Annotated in this window: 17 protein-coding genes and 1 tRNA gene; 17 read left to right on the forward strand and 1 reads right to left on the reverse strand. The window is 29.8% G+C overall.

The genetic code is table 11. The annotated features are described in order from the left end of the window. Window positions 1-29 precede the first annotated feature (29 nt). From mce to FLACHUCJ7_RS08230, 6 genes are all read left to right on the forward strand, one after another. Window positions 30-434, forward strand: a complete 405-nt coding sequence (gene mce, locus FLACHUCJ7_RS08205; RefSeq protein ID WP_078229138.1) for a methylmalonyl-CoA epimerase — start codon at window positions 30-32, stop codon at window positions 432-434. A 135-nt stretch (window positions 435-569) separates the two neighbouring features. Beyond that, window positions 570-643 (forward strand) — tRNA-Ile (locus FLACHUCJ7_RS08210). Between the two features lie 169 nt (window positions 644-812). Further along, complete coding sequence (locus FLACHUCJ7_RS08215) at window positions 813-974, forward strand: hypothetical protein (RefSeq protein WP_180908567.1); 162 nt, start codon at window positions 813-815, stop codon at window positions 972-974. A 216-nt stretch (window positions 975-1,190) separates the two neighbouring features. Continuing rightward, on the forward strand, window positions 1,191-1,478 hold the full coding sequence (locus tag FLACHUCJ7_RS08220; RefSeq protein ID WP_180908568.1) for a hypothetical protein: 288 nt from the start codon (window positions 1,191-1,193) through the stop codon (window positions 1,476-1,478). Continuing rightward, window positions 1,479-4,934, forward strand: coding sequence for a hypothetical protein (locus FLACHUCJ7_RS08225; protein ID WP_180908569.1), 3,456 nt, complete (start codon window positions 1,479-1,481; stop codon window positions 4,932-4,934). It begins immediately after the preceding gene. 306 nt (window positions 4,935-5,240) lie between these two features. Further along, on the forward strand, window positions 5,241-5,471 hold the full coding sequence (locus FLACHUCJ7_RS08230; RefSeq protein WP_145953338.1) for a hypothetical protein: 231 nt from the start codon (window positions 5,241-5,243) through the stop codon (window positions 5,469-5,471). Window positions 5,472-5,505: 34 nt separating this feature from the next. On the opposite strand, the gene FLACHUCJ7_RS08235 is transcribed toward FLACHUCJ7_RS08230, so the two are convergent. Continuing rightward, a complete protein-coding gene (locus FLACHUCJ7_RS08235) occupies window positions 5,506-6,096 on the reverse strand; it encodes a riboflavin synthase (protein ID WP_180908570.1) in 591 nt (196 codons plus the stop codon). Window positions 6,097-6,513: 417 nt separating this feature from the next. Here FLACHUCJ7_RS08235 and FLACHUCJ7_RS08240 point away from each other — a divergent pair, with 417 nt between their 5' ends. The 11 genes from FLACHUCJ7_RS08240 to FLACHUCJ7_RS08290 all read left to right on the forward strand — a co-directional run bounded on the left by FLACHUCJ7_RS08240 (window position 6,514) and on the right by FLACHUCJ7_RS08290 (window position 15,936). After that, a complete protein-coding gene (locus FLACHUCJ7_RS08240; protein WP_180908571.1) occupies window positions 6,514-7,179 on the forward strand; it encodes an HAD family hydrolase in 666 nt (221 codons plus the stop codon). Between the two features lie 2 nt (window positions 7,180-7,181). Next, the gene (locus FLACHUCJ7_RS08245) at window positions 7,182-7,988 is read left to right on the forward strand and encodes a phosphoribosyltransferase family protein (protein WP_180908572.1); all 807 of its coding nucleotides are present in this window, start codon (window positions 7,182-7,184) and stop codon (window positions 7,986-7,988) included. 3 nt (window positions 7,989-7,991) lie between these two features. Next, complete coding sequence (locus tag FLACHUCJ7_RS08250) at window positions 7,992-8,546, forward strand: TerD family protein (RefSeq protein WP_031455157.1); 555 nt, start codon at window positions 7,992-7,994, stop codon at window positions 8,544-8,546. A 3-nt stretch (window positions 8,547-8,549) separates the two neighbouring features. Then, entirely contained in the window at window positions 8,550-9,158 is a 609-nt protein-coding gene (locus FLACHUCJ7_RS08255; protein ID WP_031455158.1) for a TerD family protein, read from the forward strand. A 2-nt stretch (window positions 9,159-9,160) separates the two neighbouring features. Next, the gene (locus FLACHUCJ7_RS08260) at window positions 9,161-10,249 is read left to right on the forward strand and encodes a toxic anion resistance protein (protein WP_031455159.1); all 1,089 of its coding nucleotides are present in this window, start codon (window positions 9,161-9,163) and stop codon (window positions 10,247-10,249) included. Between the two features lie 35 nt (window positions 10,250-10,284). After that, the gene (locus FLACHUCJ7_RS08265) at window positions 10,285-11,253 is read left to right on the forward strand and encodes a hypothetical protein (protein WP_031455160.1); all 969 of its coding nucleotides are present in this window, start codon (window positions 10,285-10,287) and stop codon (window positions 11,251-11,253) included. A gap of 9 nt (window positions 11,254-11,262) precedes the next feature. Next, on the forward strand, window positions 11,263-11,814 hold the full coding sequence (locus tag FLACHUCJ7_RS08270) for a TerD family protein (protein WP_031455161.1): 552 nt from the start codon (window positions 11,263-11,265) through the stop codon (window positions 11,812-11,814). Between the two features lie 19 nt (window positions 11,815-11,833). Next, window positions 11,834-12,493 carry a TerD family protein gene (locus FLACHUCJ7_RS08275; RefSeq protein ID WP_078229143.1) on the forward strand — a complete coding sequence of 220 codons (660 nt, stop codon included), beginning with the start codon at window positions 11,834-11,836 and terminating at the stop codon, window positions 12,491-12,493. A 125-nt stretch (window positions 12,494-12,618) separates the two neighbouring features. After that, complete coding sequence (locus FLACHUCJ7_RS08280) at window positions 12,619-13,254, forward strand: vWA domain-containing protein (RefSeq protein ID WP_031455163.1); 636 nt, start codon at window positions 12,619-12,621, stop codon at window positions 13,252-13,254. Between the two features lie 216 nt (window positions 13,255-13,470). After that, window positions 13,471-14,523, forward strand: a complete 1,053-nt coding sequence (locus FLACHUCJ7_RS08285) for a TerY-C metal binding domain-containing protein (RefSeq protein WP_078229144.1) — start codon at window positions 13,471-13,473, stop codon at window positions 14,521-14,523. Window positions 14,524-14,526: 3 nt separating this feature from the next. Next, a complete protein-coding gene (locus FLACHUCJ7_RS08290) occupies window positions 14,527-15,936 on the forward strand; it encodes a PP2C family serine/threonine-protein phosphatase (protein ID WP_180908573.1) in 1,410 nt (469 codons plus the stop codon). Window positions 15,937-15,938 lie beyond the last annotated feature (2 nt).

A 15,938-nucleotide genomic window follows, 5' to 3' on the forward strand; every position in this document is an offset into this window, starting at 1 on the left:
AAAGTTTTTTTACTCATGAATTTTATATTATGGTGAATAAAATTGAACATATAGGAATTGCAGTAAAAAATATAGATGAAGCCAATATTTTGTTTGAGAAATTATTGGGTGTTCCGTCTTATAAAACAGAAATTGTGGAGTCAGAAAATGTAGTGACTTCTTTTTTTCAAACCGGAACAAATAAAATTGAACTCTTAATGGCAACAGACCCCGAAAGTCCAATTGCAAAGTTTTTAGAAAAAAAAGGAGAGGGAATTCATCACATTGCTTTTGATGTTGAAGATATAGAATCAGAAATTGTAAGGTTAAAAAGTGAAGGTTTTGTTTTGATAAATGAGAATCCAAAGCCTGGAGCAGACAATAAAATAGTAGTTTTTCTGCACCCTAAAAGCACAAACGGCGTTTTAGTAGAGCTTTGTCAGGAAATCAAATGATTTTTAAGATTGAATAATTGGTTGATAATCAATTTAATTTTAAATAAGAATCGTTAATATTGAAATTAAGTGCAAATGATAGTCTAAAATATTTGGAGCAAATAAAAAATAGTAGTAATATTGCATCCTCAAACCGGTCCTATAGCTCAGCTGGTTAGAGCACCTGACTCATAATCAGGTGGTCCCTGGTTCGAGCCCAGGTGGGACCACATAGAAAGTTTGTAAAGCCTTGATAATCCTAGAGATTGTTAAGGCTTTTTTATTAGAGCTCAAACATATGCTCAAACTTCTTCGGAAAGCCTTACCACCATTGACTTTTATATACAATATATGTTTTTCAAAATAAAATTTAAAATGATATTGTTAAGTCAATATTACATGAAATTAATAGATCAAATTAATAATACAGAAACAGAGATAATGACATCTCAAAAGGATGTAACTGAAAAATGGTTAAACGCTAAATCGAAAGTGAAAAATAATGTTGTAGATTGTAGTAATAATTCTTTTGAGTTTACAAAGTTTATAGATAAAAAATAATTATTTGGCTCTCCACTAAGCAATATATTGTTAACAAGTTTATTAGTCATTACGGAAAGTCCTTTTTCAAAAGAGGACTTTTTTAATTAAGTTTACACAGGAATCTCTTTTAAAAACTAACTGATGGTTAAATAATTTATTTTGTGTTTTATTGTTTGAGATTTAAAAATTATGAGTTATCGAATCTAAAAATTTAATGTAATTATAACTAATCAAATGAGTAATAAAATTAAGAATATATCAATAATAATAAATCTTCTGATTTTAGTTTTGGCAATCTTTTGGATTAAGAAATCTAATTTTGATTATGAGCCAATTACTGTTGTTTGTGGACAATCGTTATCTTTAATTGTATTGGTTTTTGGCGAATCTATACAAAATAAATTTTTTGTAAAAGATGTTTCTAAATCAAAAGTGAATTTTGATATTGATAAAGAAGATAAAGGAGAGTATAATATTTCTAATATTACTGATAGTTCAGAAATAAGAATTAAAAAAAGATAAATGGTTATTGATTTTTTTAGAAATCTTTTTAAACAAAATACTAAAAATGAAAATATTGAAGTTAAAAACTTAACTAATTCTAATGTTTTTATTTTACAAACTACTTCTGATAAAGATATAGTAGATATATCTTCTATATTAAAAAACAATCCCTATAATAACATTGTAATCAACAATCCACATTCATATAGTGGCTCGTTGGCTACACTCTCTAAAAACATAAGTAGGAGAGCAGTAACCATAGAAAAAATTAAAGCAGAATGGGGAGAAAAGACCTGGCTAAACATATATGGGGGTTATGATACAGGAAAATCACAGTTGTCTTTATTGTTAAGTGAAAACCTAAATAATAATAATTGCTTAAGTTATAACTTTAAAGATTTATCAGATAACGAATTTAAGAATATTATAGTATTAGTTTTTAAAGAAATATTGACTAAATATTTTGAAAATGAAAATAGTAAATTAATAATTTTTGATGATTTACCACAATTAGGATTTGATGATAATATAAACAAACTTTTTATTGAATTATTGAATTATTGTTTGGTAAGTAATATAAAAATATTATCTACATCAAATTTTAAGATTAATAATAAAATTATAAATCCAATTAAAGATAATTTTATTGAGTTGTCTATTCCACTGCTTAATAAACAAGAGATAGAAGATATAATCTCGACTTATACTGAAGAGTCAAAATCTTTAAAATATTCAACAATAATTAAAAGCATTTCAGAAGGCTATCCTGTTTTTGTACAAATAATTTGTCAATACTTAGAAAATAGTGAGTGGACTATTCCATTAGATGAATTTACAGATTTTTTTTCTGGGAAGGCATTTACTGAGTTAAATGAAGAAACATATCAAAAATTACTGCATACTACACAAAACGAATCTGCAAGAGAAATTTTATATAGATTAAATATTGTTTTAGGTACGATATCAAATGATACGATTGAAATTATAAGTAATGTGAATCCTGCGATAAATTCGCCCTATGAAAAAATAAATAGTTTGTCGGGGACATGGTTGCAAAAAAACGCTGATGAAACGTATTTTATATCACCATTGATTAAAAATTTAGGAACTAATAACGTATTACAAGAGACAAAAAAAGAGATAAATAATAGATTAGCACAACATGTCTTATCTAAAAAAAATCTTTCGCAATATGATTCCCAAAGAGCAATGAATTATTTTTTAGCAGGAGAATCTTATGATGATGCTGGAATGATAATGATCATGGCATTACAAACATATTTTAAATATCCTGAAATTTTCACTGATACTATTTTTGGAAGCTTTTGGGTTAGTACAAGTCTTCCTGAACAAATGAAGTCTTTAACAAAATTAGCTATAAGATTGCTACAATTACACATTTTTAACGATTTGCAATTAAAAAAGCATCCTAAATTTAGTTTGGAAAATAAAGTTTTAATAAGAGAGGATTTAGAAAATATAATTAAAAGTAACTCAGATTTACAGATTGAAATTATTAATACTTCTACATTAATATTATTTAAGAGTTATATTCTGGATGATGTAAAAAAAGCACTTTTGTATTTGGAATCTTTAAATGAAATTGACTTTAAAGATTTTGAAGAATCTGAAGAGAATTTATATAACAACTTGTGGGTGATTTTTGATAAGATAATTTATGATGATGAAATAGAAGCATGGTTTGACTGTTTTAATAAAATTGGTAAAGAAGAATCTTTCTTCGACCATAGTAGGATGCATCTTTTTTCACGAAGATTATTTGATAATATATTAGAAAAAGAAAATAGTTGGGAAGAAAAAATGCAATCTATTGAATTTGTTGAAGCGAAAGCAATAGAAAATAATTTACAAATATTAGGGGCATATTCTGTAAAAACTAACATATTTATAATTGCTGAGAAGTTAAATAAATTATCTGATGCGGAATTGTATTATGAAAAGGTTAAAAGCAAATATGTATCGCAAGAAGCTATATTTTTAATAAAGGACGAGCTAGGAAGACAGCAATTTTATAATGGTAAAAAAGACGAAGCTTTATTAATTCTTTTAGATATTGAAGCAATAAATATTTCTGTAATAACTAAACTTGATACCTATTTAACTATTGCGAAAATATTTGGAGATAAAGATAAAGTTGTCGCGCACGAATACACAAAGAAAGCTCTTGAATTTGCACAAAATGAAATAAAAGTCTCAAGACTTTCTATTGCTAAGTTATGGGGAGAATATGCAATATCTTTTTGGTTATTAGGTGATTCTAAAAAGGCTATTTATAATCTTGCAGAGTGTTATGAATTATTGCTAATAGCATATAAAGAAATAGATGATTTTGCTGATATTAATGATTATAACATTGTTGTAGTACAAATTGGTAATGCCTTAAATTATATATTCCAAATTTTAAGTTTTAATAGACCGCCAGAAAAATCACAAAGTGGAGATTCCTATGTAGTGCCTTATCGAGGGATTTTAAATAATAATTATAATCCGGTACTGCTTAAAGAATGGTATTATGATGAAAGGAAGTATTTGAATGTTTTTTTATTAATACAATGTTTTGAATTCTATAATGATAAAGATAATGCAGTGAAATGGGCCAATAAAGCTTTTGAAATGGATAAAGAAATTTTCTTATACAATTTCAAAAACAGTTTAAGAAGTTTTGTTGTTTATAAAATTTTGCAAAATAAGTATCAGGAATCTGCGGAAATTGAAAAAGAAATAACTGATTATGAAGACACTGTTAATATTGGAATGGCTGATGAGTTGCATAACAGCCAACAGAAGCAGATGTTTTTAAATATGTTGGAGAGACTTCCTTCCAATAAGGATAAAGATTATTATTATCTCACGTACAATTTAATTCCAATTTTATTAAAAGAACTAACTTTAATTATTGAGAATAAGAATACTGAAGAGCAATGTGTAAAAAATATAAAAGAGCATTTGTTTAGGAATGATTTTCTATATCAAGATAAAGATGTGATAACAAACATATATTACATTTTAGATAATTTTCCAAGGGATTACATTAGCAGTAGAAAAATAATTGATTGGGTAAATGGAATTGAAAATGAAAATAAGAAGCCTTTACAAATAATATGCTACCTAATTTGTTCCTTGAAAGCGCCATCAAGAGAAGCTCTTAAAATACATTTGGCATTAATGCCTTATTTGGAAAAAGCAATTAAAGGATTTTCAGAAGGTACATTGTTGTTTATACTTTATCCATTCGTAAGTAGATTTTGGACAACTCGAATTTTCACTAATCCTCAAGATTTTTATTTTCTTGACTTGTGGCATAAAAACTTAAATAAGAGTATTGAGGTTAAAAATAAATATAAAGTAATTTCATTTTATTCTTTAATTTGTATGCACATGGCTTACAGACCAGATATAAATGAACAAGATTGGATGCAAGAATATATAGATTATGTTATAAAAAATAAATAATTTTAAGTGATGCTCAAACCCACATACATGGATAAGAGTCCATAGTAATGTATTTTTGATTTCTTGTGTAATGAAAGCTCTAAAATTCCATATGTAACTCTTTATTAGTTATATAATTGAGATACAGGTGGGACCACTTAAAAAAAGCTTCATAATTTTTTATGAAGCTTTTTTTTTAGACGCTATTTTTTTTGAATAAAAAGCAATACATTTGTTGCAGATTTAGTGGAAGAACCATGCTTTCATTAATTACAAAGAACATTTTTAAGTTTATACTAAGATCTAAAGTATTTGTTTCATATGAAAATGATAAGTAAAATTGTAATTGTGTTTCTGATGTTGTTTAGTGTAATAACTGTATTTGCTGCGCCAGAACCACCAAATCCATCTACTGCTAAGGCGGCTAGTACAACTGCGACCGATCCTTTTCCTGAAACAGATATAGATGATAATTTGATGTTATTAATGTTTTTTGGACTTTCCTTAGGTGCATTTGCAATATATAAACATAAATTAAAAACAAAAGCTTCAGTTTAAACTGAAGCTTTTGTTTTTTTAAATCGTTTTATTACTATTTATTTATTGAATAGAGTCTCGAAATGTATTTTCCAACTACATCAAATTCTAAATTTATCTTCGTTCCTATTTCGAAATTTTTAAAATTTGTATTTTCAAAAGTATAAGGTATTATTGAAACACTAAATTCGTTTGTTTTAGAGTTTACTACCGTTAAGCTAACTCCATTTACGGTTATTGAGCCTTTTTCAATGGTTATGTTGTTCAGGTTCTTCTCATATTCAAAAGTATAATTCCAACTACCGTTGGCTTCTTCGATTTTAATACAAGTACCGGTTTGGTCTACATGACCTTGTACAATATGTCCGTCAAGTCTGTCGCCAAGTTTCATTCCTCGCTCAAGATTAACTACGTCACCGGTTTTCCAGTCCCCAATATTTGTTTTTAAAATCGTTTCCTCGATCGCTGTTACAGTATAAAAAGAATCTTTTACAGCGACAACTGTGAGGCAAATTCCGTTATGAGATACACTTTGGTCAATTTTTAATTCGTTTGTAATAGAAGAATCAACTGTTATATGAAGATTATTTTGGTCTTTTTGTATTTCGTGAATCCTTCCTAAGGTTTCTATAATTCCTGTAAACATATTGCTTTTGTTTTACTAAATGTTAATTATAAGGCAAAGTTATAATTAAAAAGCGAAAGCAGATGTCAGGAAAACACATTTGCCGTCCTGGCTTCCTTCTTTGTTGATAAATATTTCTGTTTTCCAGAATTCCTCATTTATACTTAGTACGCTTTTTCGTATTATTGTAAGTTTTAAGATTTCAACAATAGTGCTAGTAGTAAATTTTCAAAAGATCAAACAATTGACATCTGGTTGTCAAAAATGACTATTGGAAAAATCATTTTGTAAAGAGATTTGCTGAATTTGATTTATAGATAAAAAATATAAAATTTAAGATATTGCAGGAACTGATTTAAGTAAAATATTTTTTGAGTTTAAAAAAAAACAGGATTGATTTTACTCAACAGCATACTTGCCGACTAAAAATACATACCATTGAAAATAAATTATGAAAATTACAGTCACCTTTCTTTTGATCTGTGGCTTACATTAATAAAATCGAATCCTGAATTTAAGCAAAAAAGGAATTTATTGTTTCAGGATTTTTTTGAAATCGAACAACCAATTGAAAAAGTCACTGAAGTTGTACGATATTATGATGTTCTGTGTAATAATATAAATGAAAACACGGGATTAAATATAGAAACATTCGAAATATATTATTTAATTTTAGGAGCTCTAAATGTAAATCTCAGTAATTATGGAACCGAGAAGCTATCTCAGTTTTATAATCTCACAGAAGAATTGTTTTTAGAAAATAAACCGGTTTTAATTTTTACGGATATTCAAAAAATGTTTGATAAAGTTACCAGTGAAGGAAAATCGATCAGTGTTTTGAGTAATACGGGTTTTATTAAGGGTTTTACATTACGAAAATTATTAAAATATTACGATCTGCTTGATTATTTTAAGTTTCAGATTTACTCGGATGAAGTTGGGTTCTCTAAGCCGAATATAGAGATCTATCAATTGGTGTTTGATGAAATTAATAAATATAAAAAAATAGAGAAAAAAGATGTTTTACATATTGGCGATAATAGTGTTGCCGATTATAACGGAGCATTGAAATTTGGTTTTAACGCTCATCTCTTAAAAATATAACAGTGAATAAAAGTTACAGTTTATACAAAATAACAGAAAAAGAAAGCTGCCCATTTACGGAAGCAGAATACAGCAGGTTTAAATTTGGAGATAAGTTCTTTGCAGAGAAATTTGCAGAAGAACTCTTTGACGGATTTGTGGCACAATTTAAAGACGTAATCTTATCTGAAAAAGATATTGTAATCTTACCCAGCCCTTATTTGTCTATTCCTACGGCATCCAATTTTTTATGCTACTATTTTAAAAAAGAGCTTAATAGCTTCTTGTTTAAAAATGGTAAAAAAGCCTGCATTGAATCTAAAATTTACAGAAACCAAACTTATGTAACAGATTATGGAAATTTGGATTTTGAACAGCGTATTAAATTAATTTCTAATGATACGTATTATATAGATCGTAATTTTATTGAAGGCAAACTTTGCATATTTGTTGATGATATCAAAATAACAGGAAGTCATGAACATACCGTAAATAAAATCCTGGACCAATATGAGGTAAAGGGAGATTTTGTGTTTGTGTATTTTGCAGAATTAATAAACAAAGACATTCATCCCAAAATAGAAAATCATTACAATTATTTTGCTGTTAAAAGTGTAGAAGATATTGTTTCAATAGTAAATAGTGAAGATTTTCAATACAACACCCGAATCGTAAAATTTATTTTAAGCATGGATGATAAACAGTTTGCTTATCTGATCTCTAATATTTCAAGAAAGAAAAGCAACGAATTATTTCATCTTGCGATAAGTAATAATTACCATCAAATTTTAGAATATAAAAAGAATATTAACGTAATAAAAATAGATTAGACTATGGCTATCAATTTGCAAAAAGGACAAAGGGAAAATATAAATGCACCAAAATTTACTATTGGTTTAGGATGGGACACGAATAACAGCAGTACAGGTTCAGGTTTTGATCTTGATGCCTCTGTTTTTATTCTGGGTGATAACGGAAAAATTTTATCTGATTCACATTTTGTTTTTTACAATAATTTAAAATCACCGGATGAAGCTGTAATACATACGGGTGATAACCTGACAGGAGAAGGAGAGGGAGATGATGAACAGATTAAAATTGATTTAACAAAAATCAATCCGACAGTAAAGGAAATCTGCATTGTTGTAACCATTCATGATGCTGTAAGCAGAAAACAAAATTTTGGTCAGGTTCGAAATTCATTCATTAGAATTGTGGATGACAGTAATAATACAGAATTGGTTAAATATGAACTAGAAGAAGATTTTTCGATAGAAACAGCAGTTGAATTTGGAAGAATATACAATAAAGACGGACAATGGAAATTTGAAGCCATTGGAGTTGGAATGAAAGGCGGATTAGAGGATTACTTAAATAAATATAACTAAGATATGGCAATTAATTTAGAAAAAGGACAACGTATAAATCTTGAAAAAAGTAACGGTACAAAATTACAAAACATTTGTGTTGGAGTAAATTGGGGAGCAATTGAAAAAAAGGGATTCTTTGGGACAAAAAAAGAAGCAGTAGATTTAGATGCAAGCTGTGCAGTTTATGATGATAAAAAAAATCATATTGATTCAGTAAATTTTAGAAAACTGATTTCAAACGACCGCGCAATTAAACATAGTGGAGATGATTTAACAGGAGATTTAAATGGAGATGACGGATTAGATAACGAAGTTATAACCTTAGATTTTTCTCAATTAAGTCCGGCAGCTAATCACGTAGCGTTTTTTATAAATAGTTTTAGAGGTCAGGATTTTAAAGATATTCCATTTGCTTCTATTCGCATTTACGAAGGGACACCAACCAAGGTTAGTCAGGAATTTGCACGTTTTGATGTTGCAAACGATGCTACTTTTGCCGGAAACGTTTCTATGGTTTTAGGTGTTTTTTACAAGAGAAATGATGAATGGAAATTTAGTGCAGTTGGTGTACCAACAAACGATAAGAAACTAGAGCAGACAATCGTAACAATTCAACAGAATCACTTATAGTCATGTCAGAAAATCAATTAGTTACTCAGGAGAATTCTGCTTTAATTGATAAGGATGGAAATGTAAACTTAGCTTCGATTACAGAAGCTGATGTAAATAATTACAAGTCTATTTCTAATCAGTTAAATGAGAATGATGCCAATTCAATTCTGAATTATGGTGCCGAAATTCAAAACTCTATTGCAAAGCAGAGTGATACTTTCTTAACAAATGTCAGAACTTATAATTCCGGCGAAGTAGGAACTCTTATCAATGATCTGCTTACTGAATTGAATTATGTAGATGTTGATCAATTAGATCAGGGGCCATTTAAGAGATTTATCTCTAAAATTCCTTTATTGAATAAGTTAATTACCGATGTAAAAAAATTATTCCAGGAATACGATCGAATTACTGTAAATATTGAAAAAATCAGTAATAAGGTAAAAGCCGGAATGATCAACTCTGTGAAAGATAACAGTGCACTTCAGACGATGTTTGATGGTAATGTGAATCTGATCAAAGAAATGGAAAAGCACATTATTGCAGGGCAAATTCGATTTAAGGAATTAAATGAAGAACTTGCTGTAATGGAAGGCAATAGTGCGCAATATCAGGATTATCAGATTTCGGATAAAAGAACTTTCATTAACAGACTGGACAAACGTCTTGCCGATATGAAAATTGTTCGTTTTATCATGTTGCAGTCTTTGGCGCAAATTAGAGTAGTTCAGAACAATAATACTTCTATAGCAGAAAAAGCACAGTCTATTTTGACTACAACAATGCCGGTTTGGAAAAACCAATTGACACTAGCGGTAGCATTGCAAAGACAAAAACAGAATATTGAAGTTCAGCGTAGAGTTTCTGAAACAACAAATACAATTTTGCAGAAAAATGCTGAAATGCTGAAACAAAACAGTATTGAAGTTGCCAGAGAAAACGAAAACACAATTGTTTCACTTGAAACGCTGAAAATGACAACCAAATCATTGATCGATACTTTGACAGAAGTAAAACAAATACACGATCAGGGTACAGAAACCAGAAGACAGCTGGACGCAGGTTTACAAAGTCTTGAGCAAGAATTAAAAAAAGGCGTTGTAAGCTAGGGAATTACAAAAATCGAATATTGGAAATTAGATAAATGCAGGAGGAAGAAGAAGAAAGATATCTTCAAATAATAAAAGACAGTAACAGAAAACTTGTGGTTTTAGAATTGTTATCCAATTTCTTTAACCACAAGGATCTTGTCGGGATTTTGGTAAGGACAAAAATTATTCATACTCTTTTTGAAAAAAACCGGATATTAGATATTAATAAATTAGAACTGTTTCACATTCAGTTTACAAGCAGTCTTATTGATTTGTTTCAAAAAATAAAAAAATCAAAAGAACAGCAATATGTTTTAATCAGTGATGAAATCTATATTAATGAAGATATTTTATCAAAATTAAAACAGGAAATAGGAGAGAGTAAGTTTGCCAAACAAATGCAGCTGCATGCTCAAAATATGTCCAAAAAGATAGAAGAACTCTATGAGTTATTTGTTTCAGAAAAAGATGTTTTTTTTAATTGGAATGATATAATGATTTTTTCTCAGAGTATTCAGGCCGAATATTACAGGGAGATTACAATTGATCAGTACGAAAAGCTTTCACAATTGAATAAAAGTGTATATGAAAATCCATATGCCAAATTTGAAAAAAAACTTTTAGGACGTTTGAATATTCTGAATTTTAAAATTAAGTTTTTGTGCGGACTGGTTTGTAATAATGAAATAATTGAGGTTTATGAATTTAGGGATTCTAATGATAAATTTGTTTTTGTAGCCAATGAAAAATCATTTTATTTTTTGAATGAAGAAAATACTAAGGATATTGATATTTCAAAAAACGGATCTGCAAAAGAAGAAATTATAATAGATCTGAAAAACAAAAATGCAGAATTGAAGAGAGAACTCAGTGTCGTAAAAACAACGCTGCCCGAAAATGTTTTAGAAGTACTAAAGGAATATCATGACAAAATTTCATCAGTAGATTTTCTGGAAGAACTTCAAAATGTTGATGAACAAACCAATATTTTAAAAACAATGTTGAATATAAATATTAATTAAAGAGATAAAATGGCAATTAACTTAGAAAAAGGACAAAGACAAAGTATAGATGCACCAAAGTTTACTGTAGGTCTTGGATGGGATAGTAACTCAAGCAATACCGGATCAAGTTTTGATGTGGATGCTTCAGTATTTTTAGTTGGTGCAAACGGAAAAATTCCGAATGACAACCATTTTGTTTATTACAATAATTTAAAATCGCCTGATGGAGCAGTAACTCATGCAGGAGATAATTTAACCGGTGATGGTGACGGAGATGATGAAAAAATCCAGATTGATTTATCTGTAATCTCTCCCGATGTGCACGAAATTTCTTTTGTAGTAACGATTCATCAGGCAGATACAAAAAGACAAAATTTTGGACAAATTAGAAATTCATTTATCAGAATTCTGGATCAGACAAACACAGAATTGGTTAAATATGAACTGGATGAAGATTTTTCTATTGAAACTGCAGTAGAATTTGGGAGAATTTACAAAAGAAACAACGAGTGGAAATTTGAAGCAGTAGGGATTGGTATGAAAGGTGGTTTGCAGGATTATTTAAATAAATATAACTAATTAAAACCTGATTAAAACTATGGCAATTAACTTAACCAAAGGACAAAAGATTGATTTAATAAAATCAAGCGGCGAGTCATTAACAAATTTTTGTGTTGGTGTAAACTGGGGAGCAATTGAAACGAAAGGATTTTTAGGATTATCAAAAAATGTAACAGAAGTTGACTTAGATTTAAGTTGTGTTTTAATTGATGACCAAAATAAACTTTGTGATCATTTATATTCTCCTTTATACAAAATTGAAGTCTTACAGCAATTTGGCCTTCCAAAAGGGAAGTTGTCGAGTGTAGATGGTGCCTTAAAACACACCGGTGATGATCTTGCCGGAGATAGTGGAGGTGATGATGGTTTGGATAATGAAATTATTACTGTAGATCTTTCTAAAGTTGATGCTAAAGTGAATCAGATATTTTTCTTTCTGAATAATGCAGGAAAAGAAGATTTCTCTCAAATCCCGTATGCAAAAATCAGAATGTACGAAGGTACTCCCACAAAAGTAGTTTCAGAATTTGCAGCTTACAATGTTTCTGCAGAAGCCCAATATGTAAATAAACGTTCCATCATTATGGGAAAATTATACAAGCGTAATGGTGAATGGAAATTTAGTGCCATTGGAGATCCTACAGATGATACTTTCTTAGGACAGACTATTCATAAAATTGTAGAGTCTTATCTGTAGAAGGTTAAATACTATTGGAGTGCTAAATAACAGGAATAACATGTCTCTGATATTCATGTGTGATATTTCGGGATATAATGGAGAAATAGGGTTAGATTAATTATTATGAAATTTTTTCACGTGATATGAGAAGACTACCGGTATATTTTTTATTAGACACTTCCGGTTCTATGTACGGAGAACCAATTCAGGCATTAAACAATGCTTTAAGCGGCATGGTCAATACTTTGCGTTCAGATGCTCAGGCCTTAGATTCACTCTGGATCAGTATTATTACTTATGATCGTGAAGTAAAAGAAATTGTTCCATTGACAGAACTGGTTCACTTTCAATTACCTGAGATAACCTGTCCGCAAAGTGGTCCTACAAATACAGGAGCAGCACTGGATTTTGTTATTCAAAAAGTAAATAAGGATGTTATAAAGGGTTCAGCTACCCAAAAAGGAGACTGGAAACCTTTACTTTTTGTATTTACTGATGGGAAACCTTCAGATATTCAGCTTTACAGACAAAAAACTCAGGAAATAAAAAGCCTAAGTTTTGGAGCTGTAGTTGGTTGCGCGGCCGGACATATGGCAAACGATGAAATTCTAAAAGAATTGACAGACCATGTGGTTCATCTGGCCTCTGCCGATAGTTCGACACTAAAACAATTTTTCAAATGGGTATCAGAAACCATCGAACAAGGCAATAAAAGTCAGGGAACTGGCGAAAGTGTTACGCTGCCTCCTCCACCAAGTGAAATAATTGTAGTGATTTAATTTGAACTACATATTGAGATATTAATCATTCTAAGTAGATGTAAAATAAATTGAATATTGACTTCATCTGTTTTGATTTTTTTGCGATCGTATTTTCTTATACATTTAATTTTATAAACTACTGATAAACCTTCTAAGTTTGGAGTTGGTTTATCTGTTAATATAACTCAGATTGTGCTTTCAATTATATTTTAATGATATTAAATTTCCTTTAAAATGAGAAGATTACCCATATATTTTTTAATCGATATTTCTGAGTCAATGGTTGGAGAGCCTATTCAGGAGGTTGAAGAAGGATTGGCTACTATTATTCAGGCATTAAAAACAGATCCTTATGCACTTGAAACCGTATTTGTATCAATTATAGTATTTGCCGGTCAGCCTAAAACATTGGTTCCTCTTCAGGAGATAGTGAGTTTTTATCCTCCTAAATTTCCAATTGGCAGCGGTACATCCTTAAGCAAAGGCTTAGGACATTTAATGTATGAATTGCGCAGTAATATTGTAAAAACAACATATGAAGTTAAAGGTGATTGGAAACCTATTGTTTTTTTATTTACTGATGGAGTTCCAACTGATGATACTAAAATGGCAATTAACGAATGGAAACGAAACTGGCAGCGAACAGCCAATTTAATTGCGATTTCTTTCGGAAACGAAACAGATACAAAATTATTAGGTGAACTTACAGACAATGTTTTGCATTTTAAAAATACAAATGTCCAGTCATACAAAGAGTTTTTTAAATGGGTAACAGATTCTATTAAGACCAGTAGTATAAGTGTCGAAAATAATTCTAGTGGTTTTGAATTGGCAAAATTAGACGGAGAAACACTTTCGAAAATAGACTTAACCAAAGAGGTGCCAAACCGTCAATATGTCGATGATAATTTTGTGGTTTTAAATGGTAAATGTCAAAATACTAAAAGGCCGTACTTAATGAAATATCGCAAAAGTATTGCGGAGTCTATTTACGCCGGAATTGAACTATCTTCTAAAAGTTATAAATTGGTCGGAGCCTATCAGGTCGATAATTCCTATTTCGAGTTGGCTGATTCTACAAATTTTAGCACTAAAGTAAATACAGATGAACTTATCGGAGGGCCAACGTGTCCCTGCTGTGGAAACCAAATAGCTTTTGCGGTTTGTGTTTGTGATAAAATACATTGTATTGGCGATGAAGAAATAAGTACTTGTCCATGGTGCAATAATCAGGGAAGTTACACTTCAGGAGAAGGCGGATTTGATGTGAGCAGAACACAAGGGTAATTCATGAAGGAAGTCAAAAGATATATTCAGTCTTTTTTATCCCAGCATAAAATAGACATTTCTTCAGATAAAGCAGCTCTCTTTGATGAGTTTATTTCCGATGAAAAAAATGTCAATGCAGTAAAAATAATTCAGGAAAACCAAAAAATGATTATGCAGAATTGGATATTGAAAAATAGAATTGATGATATTTTGACGCAGACTGTCTCAATTCCGAACGGCATCGTAAATAAAAAATATCAGGCAAAAATTGATTTCAATACTTTGGGTTGGAATGATTTTATTTCCTTTGAAATAAATGGTTTAGAAAATACAGGACTTGAATTTAATGAGGCGGACGAAATGCTTTTTGGAATTCCGAAAATAAGCGGCGATTTAAAAATAAGCATATTATTTAAAATTGATGGTGAACCGGAAGATTCGGTTTTAAATAAAAAAACACTAACACTTATCATAAATCCTGATCCTAAATCCTTATGGAAAAATCTTGAAAGTGATAAAAATGATCCATTTTGGAAACGGGATAACGAAGCAGTTTTTTTGGGATTTTTGGACAAAAATATTGTAATATCTTCAAAAAGAGGACGAAGCCATGCAAATTCCGGATCTTTTAGAGAAGATGATTTTGTATTTAAAAATTTTGATCAAATTGGCTGGAGTGTAGTAGCTGTTTCAGATGGAGCAGGTTCTGCGAAATTATCCCGTAAGGGATCAAGAATAGCGTGTGAGTCTGTAATTCAATATTTTGAAGAAAATTTGAACCCGGAAAACCTAAAAGAATTTGATGAGGTATTGGCCAATCATCATAATAAATTAAGTGACGTAACATCAAAAAAAATAAATCAGTTTGTTTATGAAAATCTTTCAAAAGCAGTACATTTTGCACATCAAAAACTAGAAGAATTTACAATAAAAAACAAAACAGAATTAAAAGATTTACACACAACTTTAATTTTTGCCCTGGTTAAAAAATACGATTTTGGATATGCTATTCTAACTTTTGGAATTGGTGATTGTCCAATAGGATTGTTAAATAAAGAGCTCACAGAAATCAAATTAATGAACTGGCTTGACGTTGGTGATTATGGAGGCGGAACACGATTTATTACCATGCCTGAAATTTTTCAAGATGATAAATTTTCTTCAAGATTTGGTTTTAAATTAATAGATGACTTCTCTTATTTAATGCTGATGACAGACGGTATTTATGATCCTAAATTTGTTGTTGAAGCTAATTTGGAAAAAATTGAAAACTGGAGAGGATTTATTGATGATTTGAAAGGGAAAAATGAAGATGGAATCCAAGTTGAATTTGATAAAAATAATCCTGAAATTGCGAAGCAGCTTTCTGCCTGGATGGATTTTTGGAGTCCGGGAAATCATGATGACAGAACCCTTGCTATAATTTATTAAAA

The organism is Flavobacterium salmonis, from assembly GCF_903819435.1.
GTDB classification, from domain to species: domain Bacteria; phylum Bacteroidota; class Bacteroidia; order Flavobacteriales; family Flavobacteriaceae; genus Flavobacterium; species Flavobacterium chungangense.

Bases quoted from the DNA above. Each gene is read 5' to 3' on its own strand.
- FLACHUCJ7_RS08265 (WP_031455160.1), top strand. From the start codon at position 10,285: ATGCAGGAGGAAGAAGAAGAAAGATATCTTCAAATAATAAAAGACAGT.
- FLACHUCJ7_RS08235 (WP_180908570.1), bottom strand. From the start codon at position 6,096: ATGTTTACAGGAATTATAGAAACCTTAGGAAGGATTCACGAAATACAA.
- mce (WP_078229138.1), top strand. From the start codon at position 30: ATGGTGAATAAAATTGAACATATAGGAATTGCAGTAAAAAATATAGAT.
- FLACHUCJ7_RS08275 (WP_078229143.1), top strand. From the start codon at position 11,834: ATGGCAATTAACTTAACCAAAGGACAAAAGATTGATTTAATAAAATCA.
- FLACHUCJ7_RS08285 (WP_078229144.1), top strand. From the start codon at position 13,471: ATGAGAAGATTACCCATATATTTTTTAATCGATATTTCTGAGTCAATG.
- FLACHUCJ7_RS08230 (WP_145953338.1), top strand. From the start codon at position 5,241: ATGATAAGTAAAATTGTAATTGTGTTTCTGATGTTGTTTAGTGTAATA.
- FLACHUCJ7_RS08225 (WP_180908569.1), top strand. From the start codon at position 1,479: ATGGTTATTGATTTTTTTAGAAATCTTTTTAAACAAAATACTAAAAAT.
- FLACHUCJ7_RS08280 (WP_031455163.1), top strand. From the start codon at position 12,619: ATGAGAAGACTACCGGTATATTTTTTATTAGACACTTCCGGTTCTATG.
- FLACHUCJ7_RS08290 (WP_180908573.1), top strand. From the start codon at position 14,527: ATGAAGGAAGTCAAAAGATATATTCAGTCTTTTTTATCCCAGCATAAA.
- FLACHUCJ7_RS08270 (WP_031455161.1), top strand. From the start codon at position 11,263: ATGGCAATTAACTTAGAAAAAGGACAAAGACAAAGTATAGATGCACCA.
- FLACHUCJ7_RS08255 (WP_031455158.1), top strand. From the start codon at position 8,550: ATGGCAATTAATTTAGAAAAAGGACAACGTATAAATCTTGAAAAAAGT.
- FLACHUCJ7_RS08250 (WP_031455157.1), top strand. From the start codon at position 7,992: ATGGCTATCAATTTGCAAAAAGGACAAAGGGAAAATATAAATGCACCA.
- FLACHUCJ7_RS08220 (WP_180908568.1), top strand. From the start codon at position 1,191: ATGAGTAATAAAATTAAGAATATATCAATAATAATAAATCTTCTGATT.
- FLACHUCJ7_RS08215 (WP_180908567.1), top strand. From the start codon at position 813: ATGAAATTAATAGATCAAATTAATAATACAGAAACAGAGATAATGACA.
- FLACHUCJ7_RS08260 (WP_031455159.1), top strand. From the start codon at position 9,161: ATGTCAGAAAATCAATTAGTTACTCAGGAGAATTCTGCTTTAATTGAT.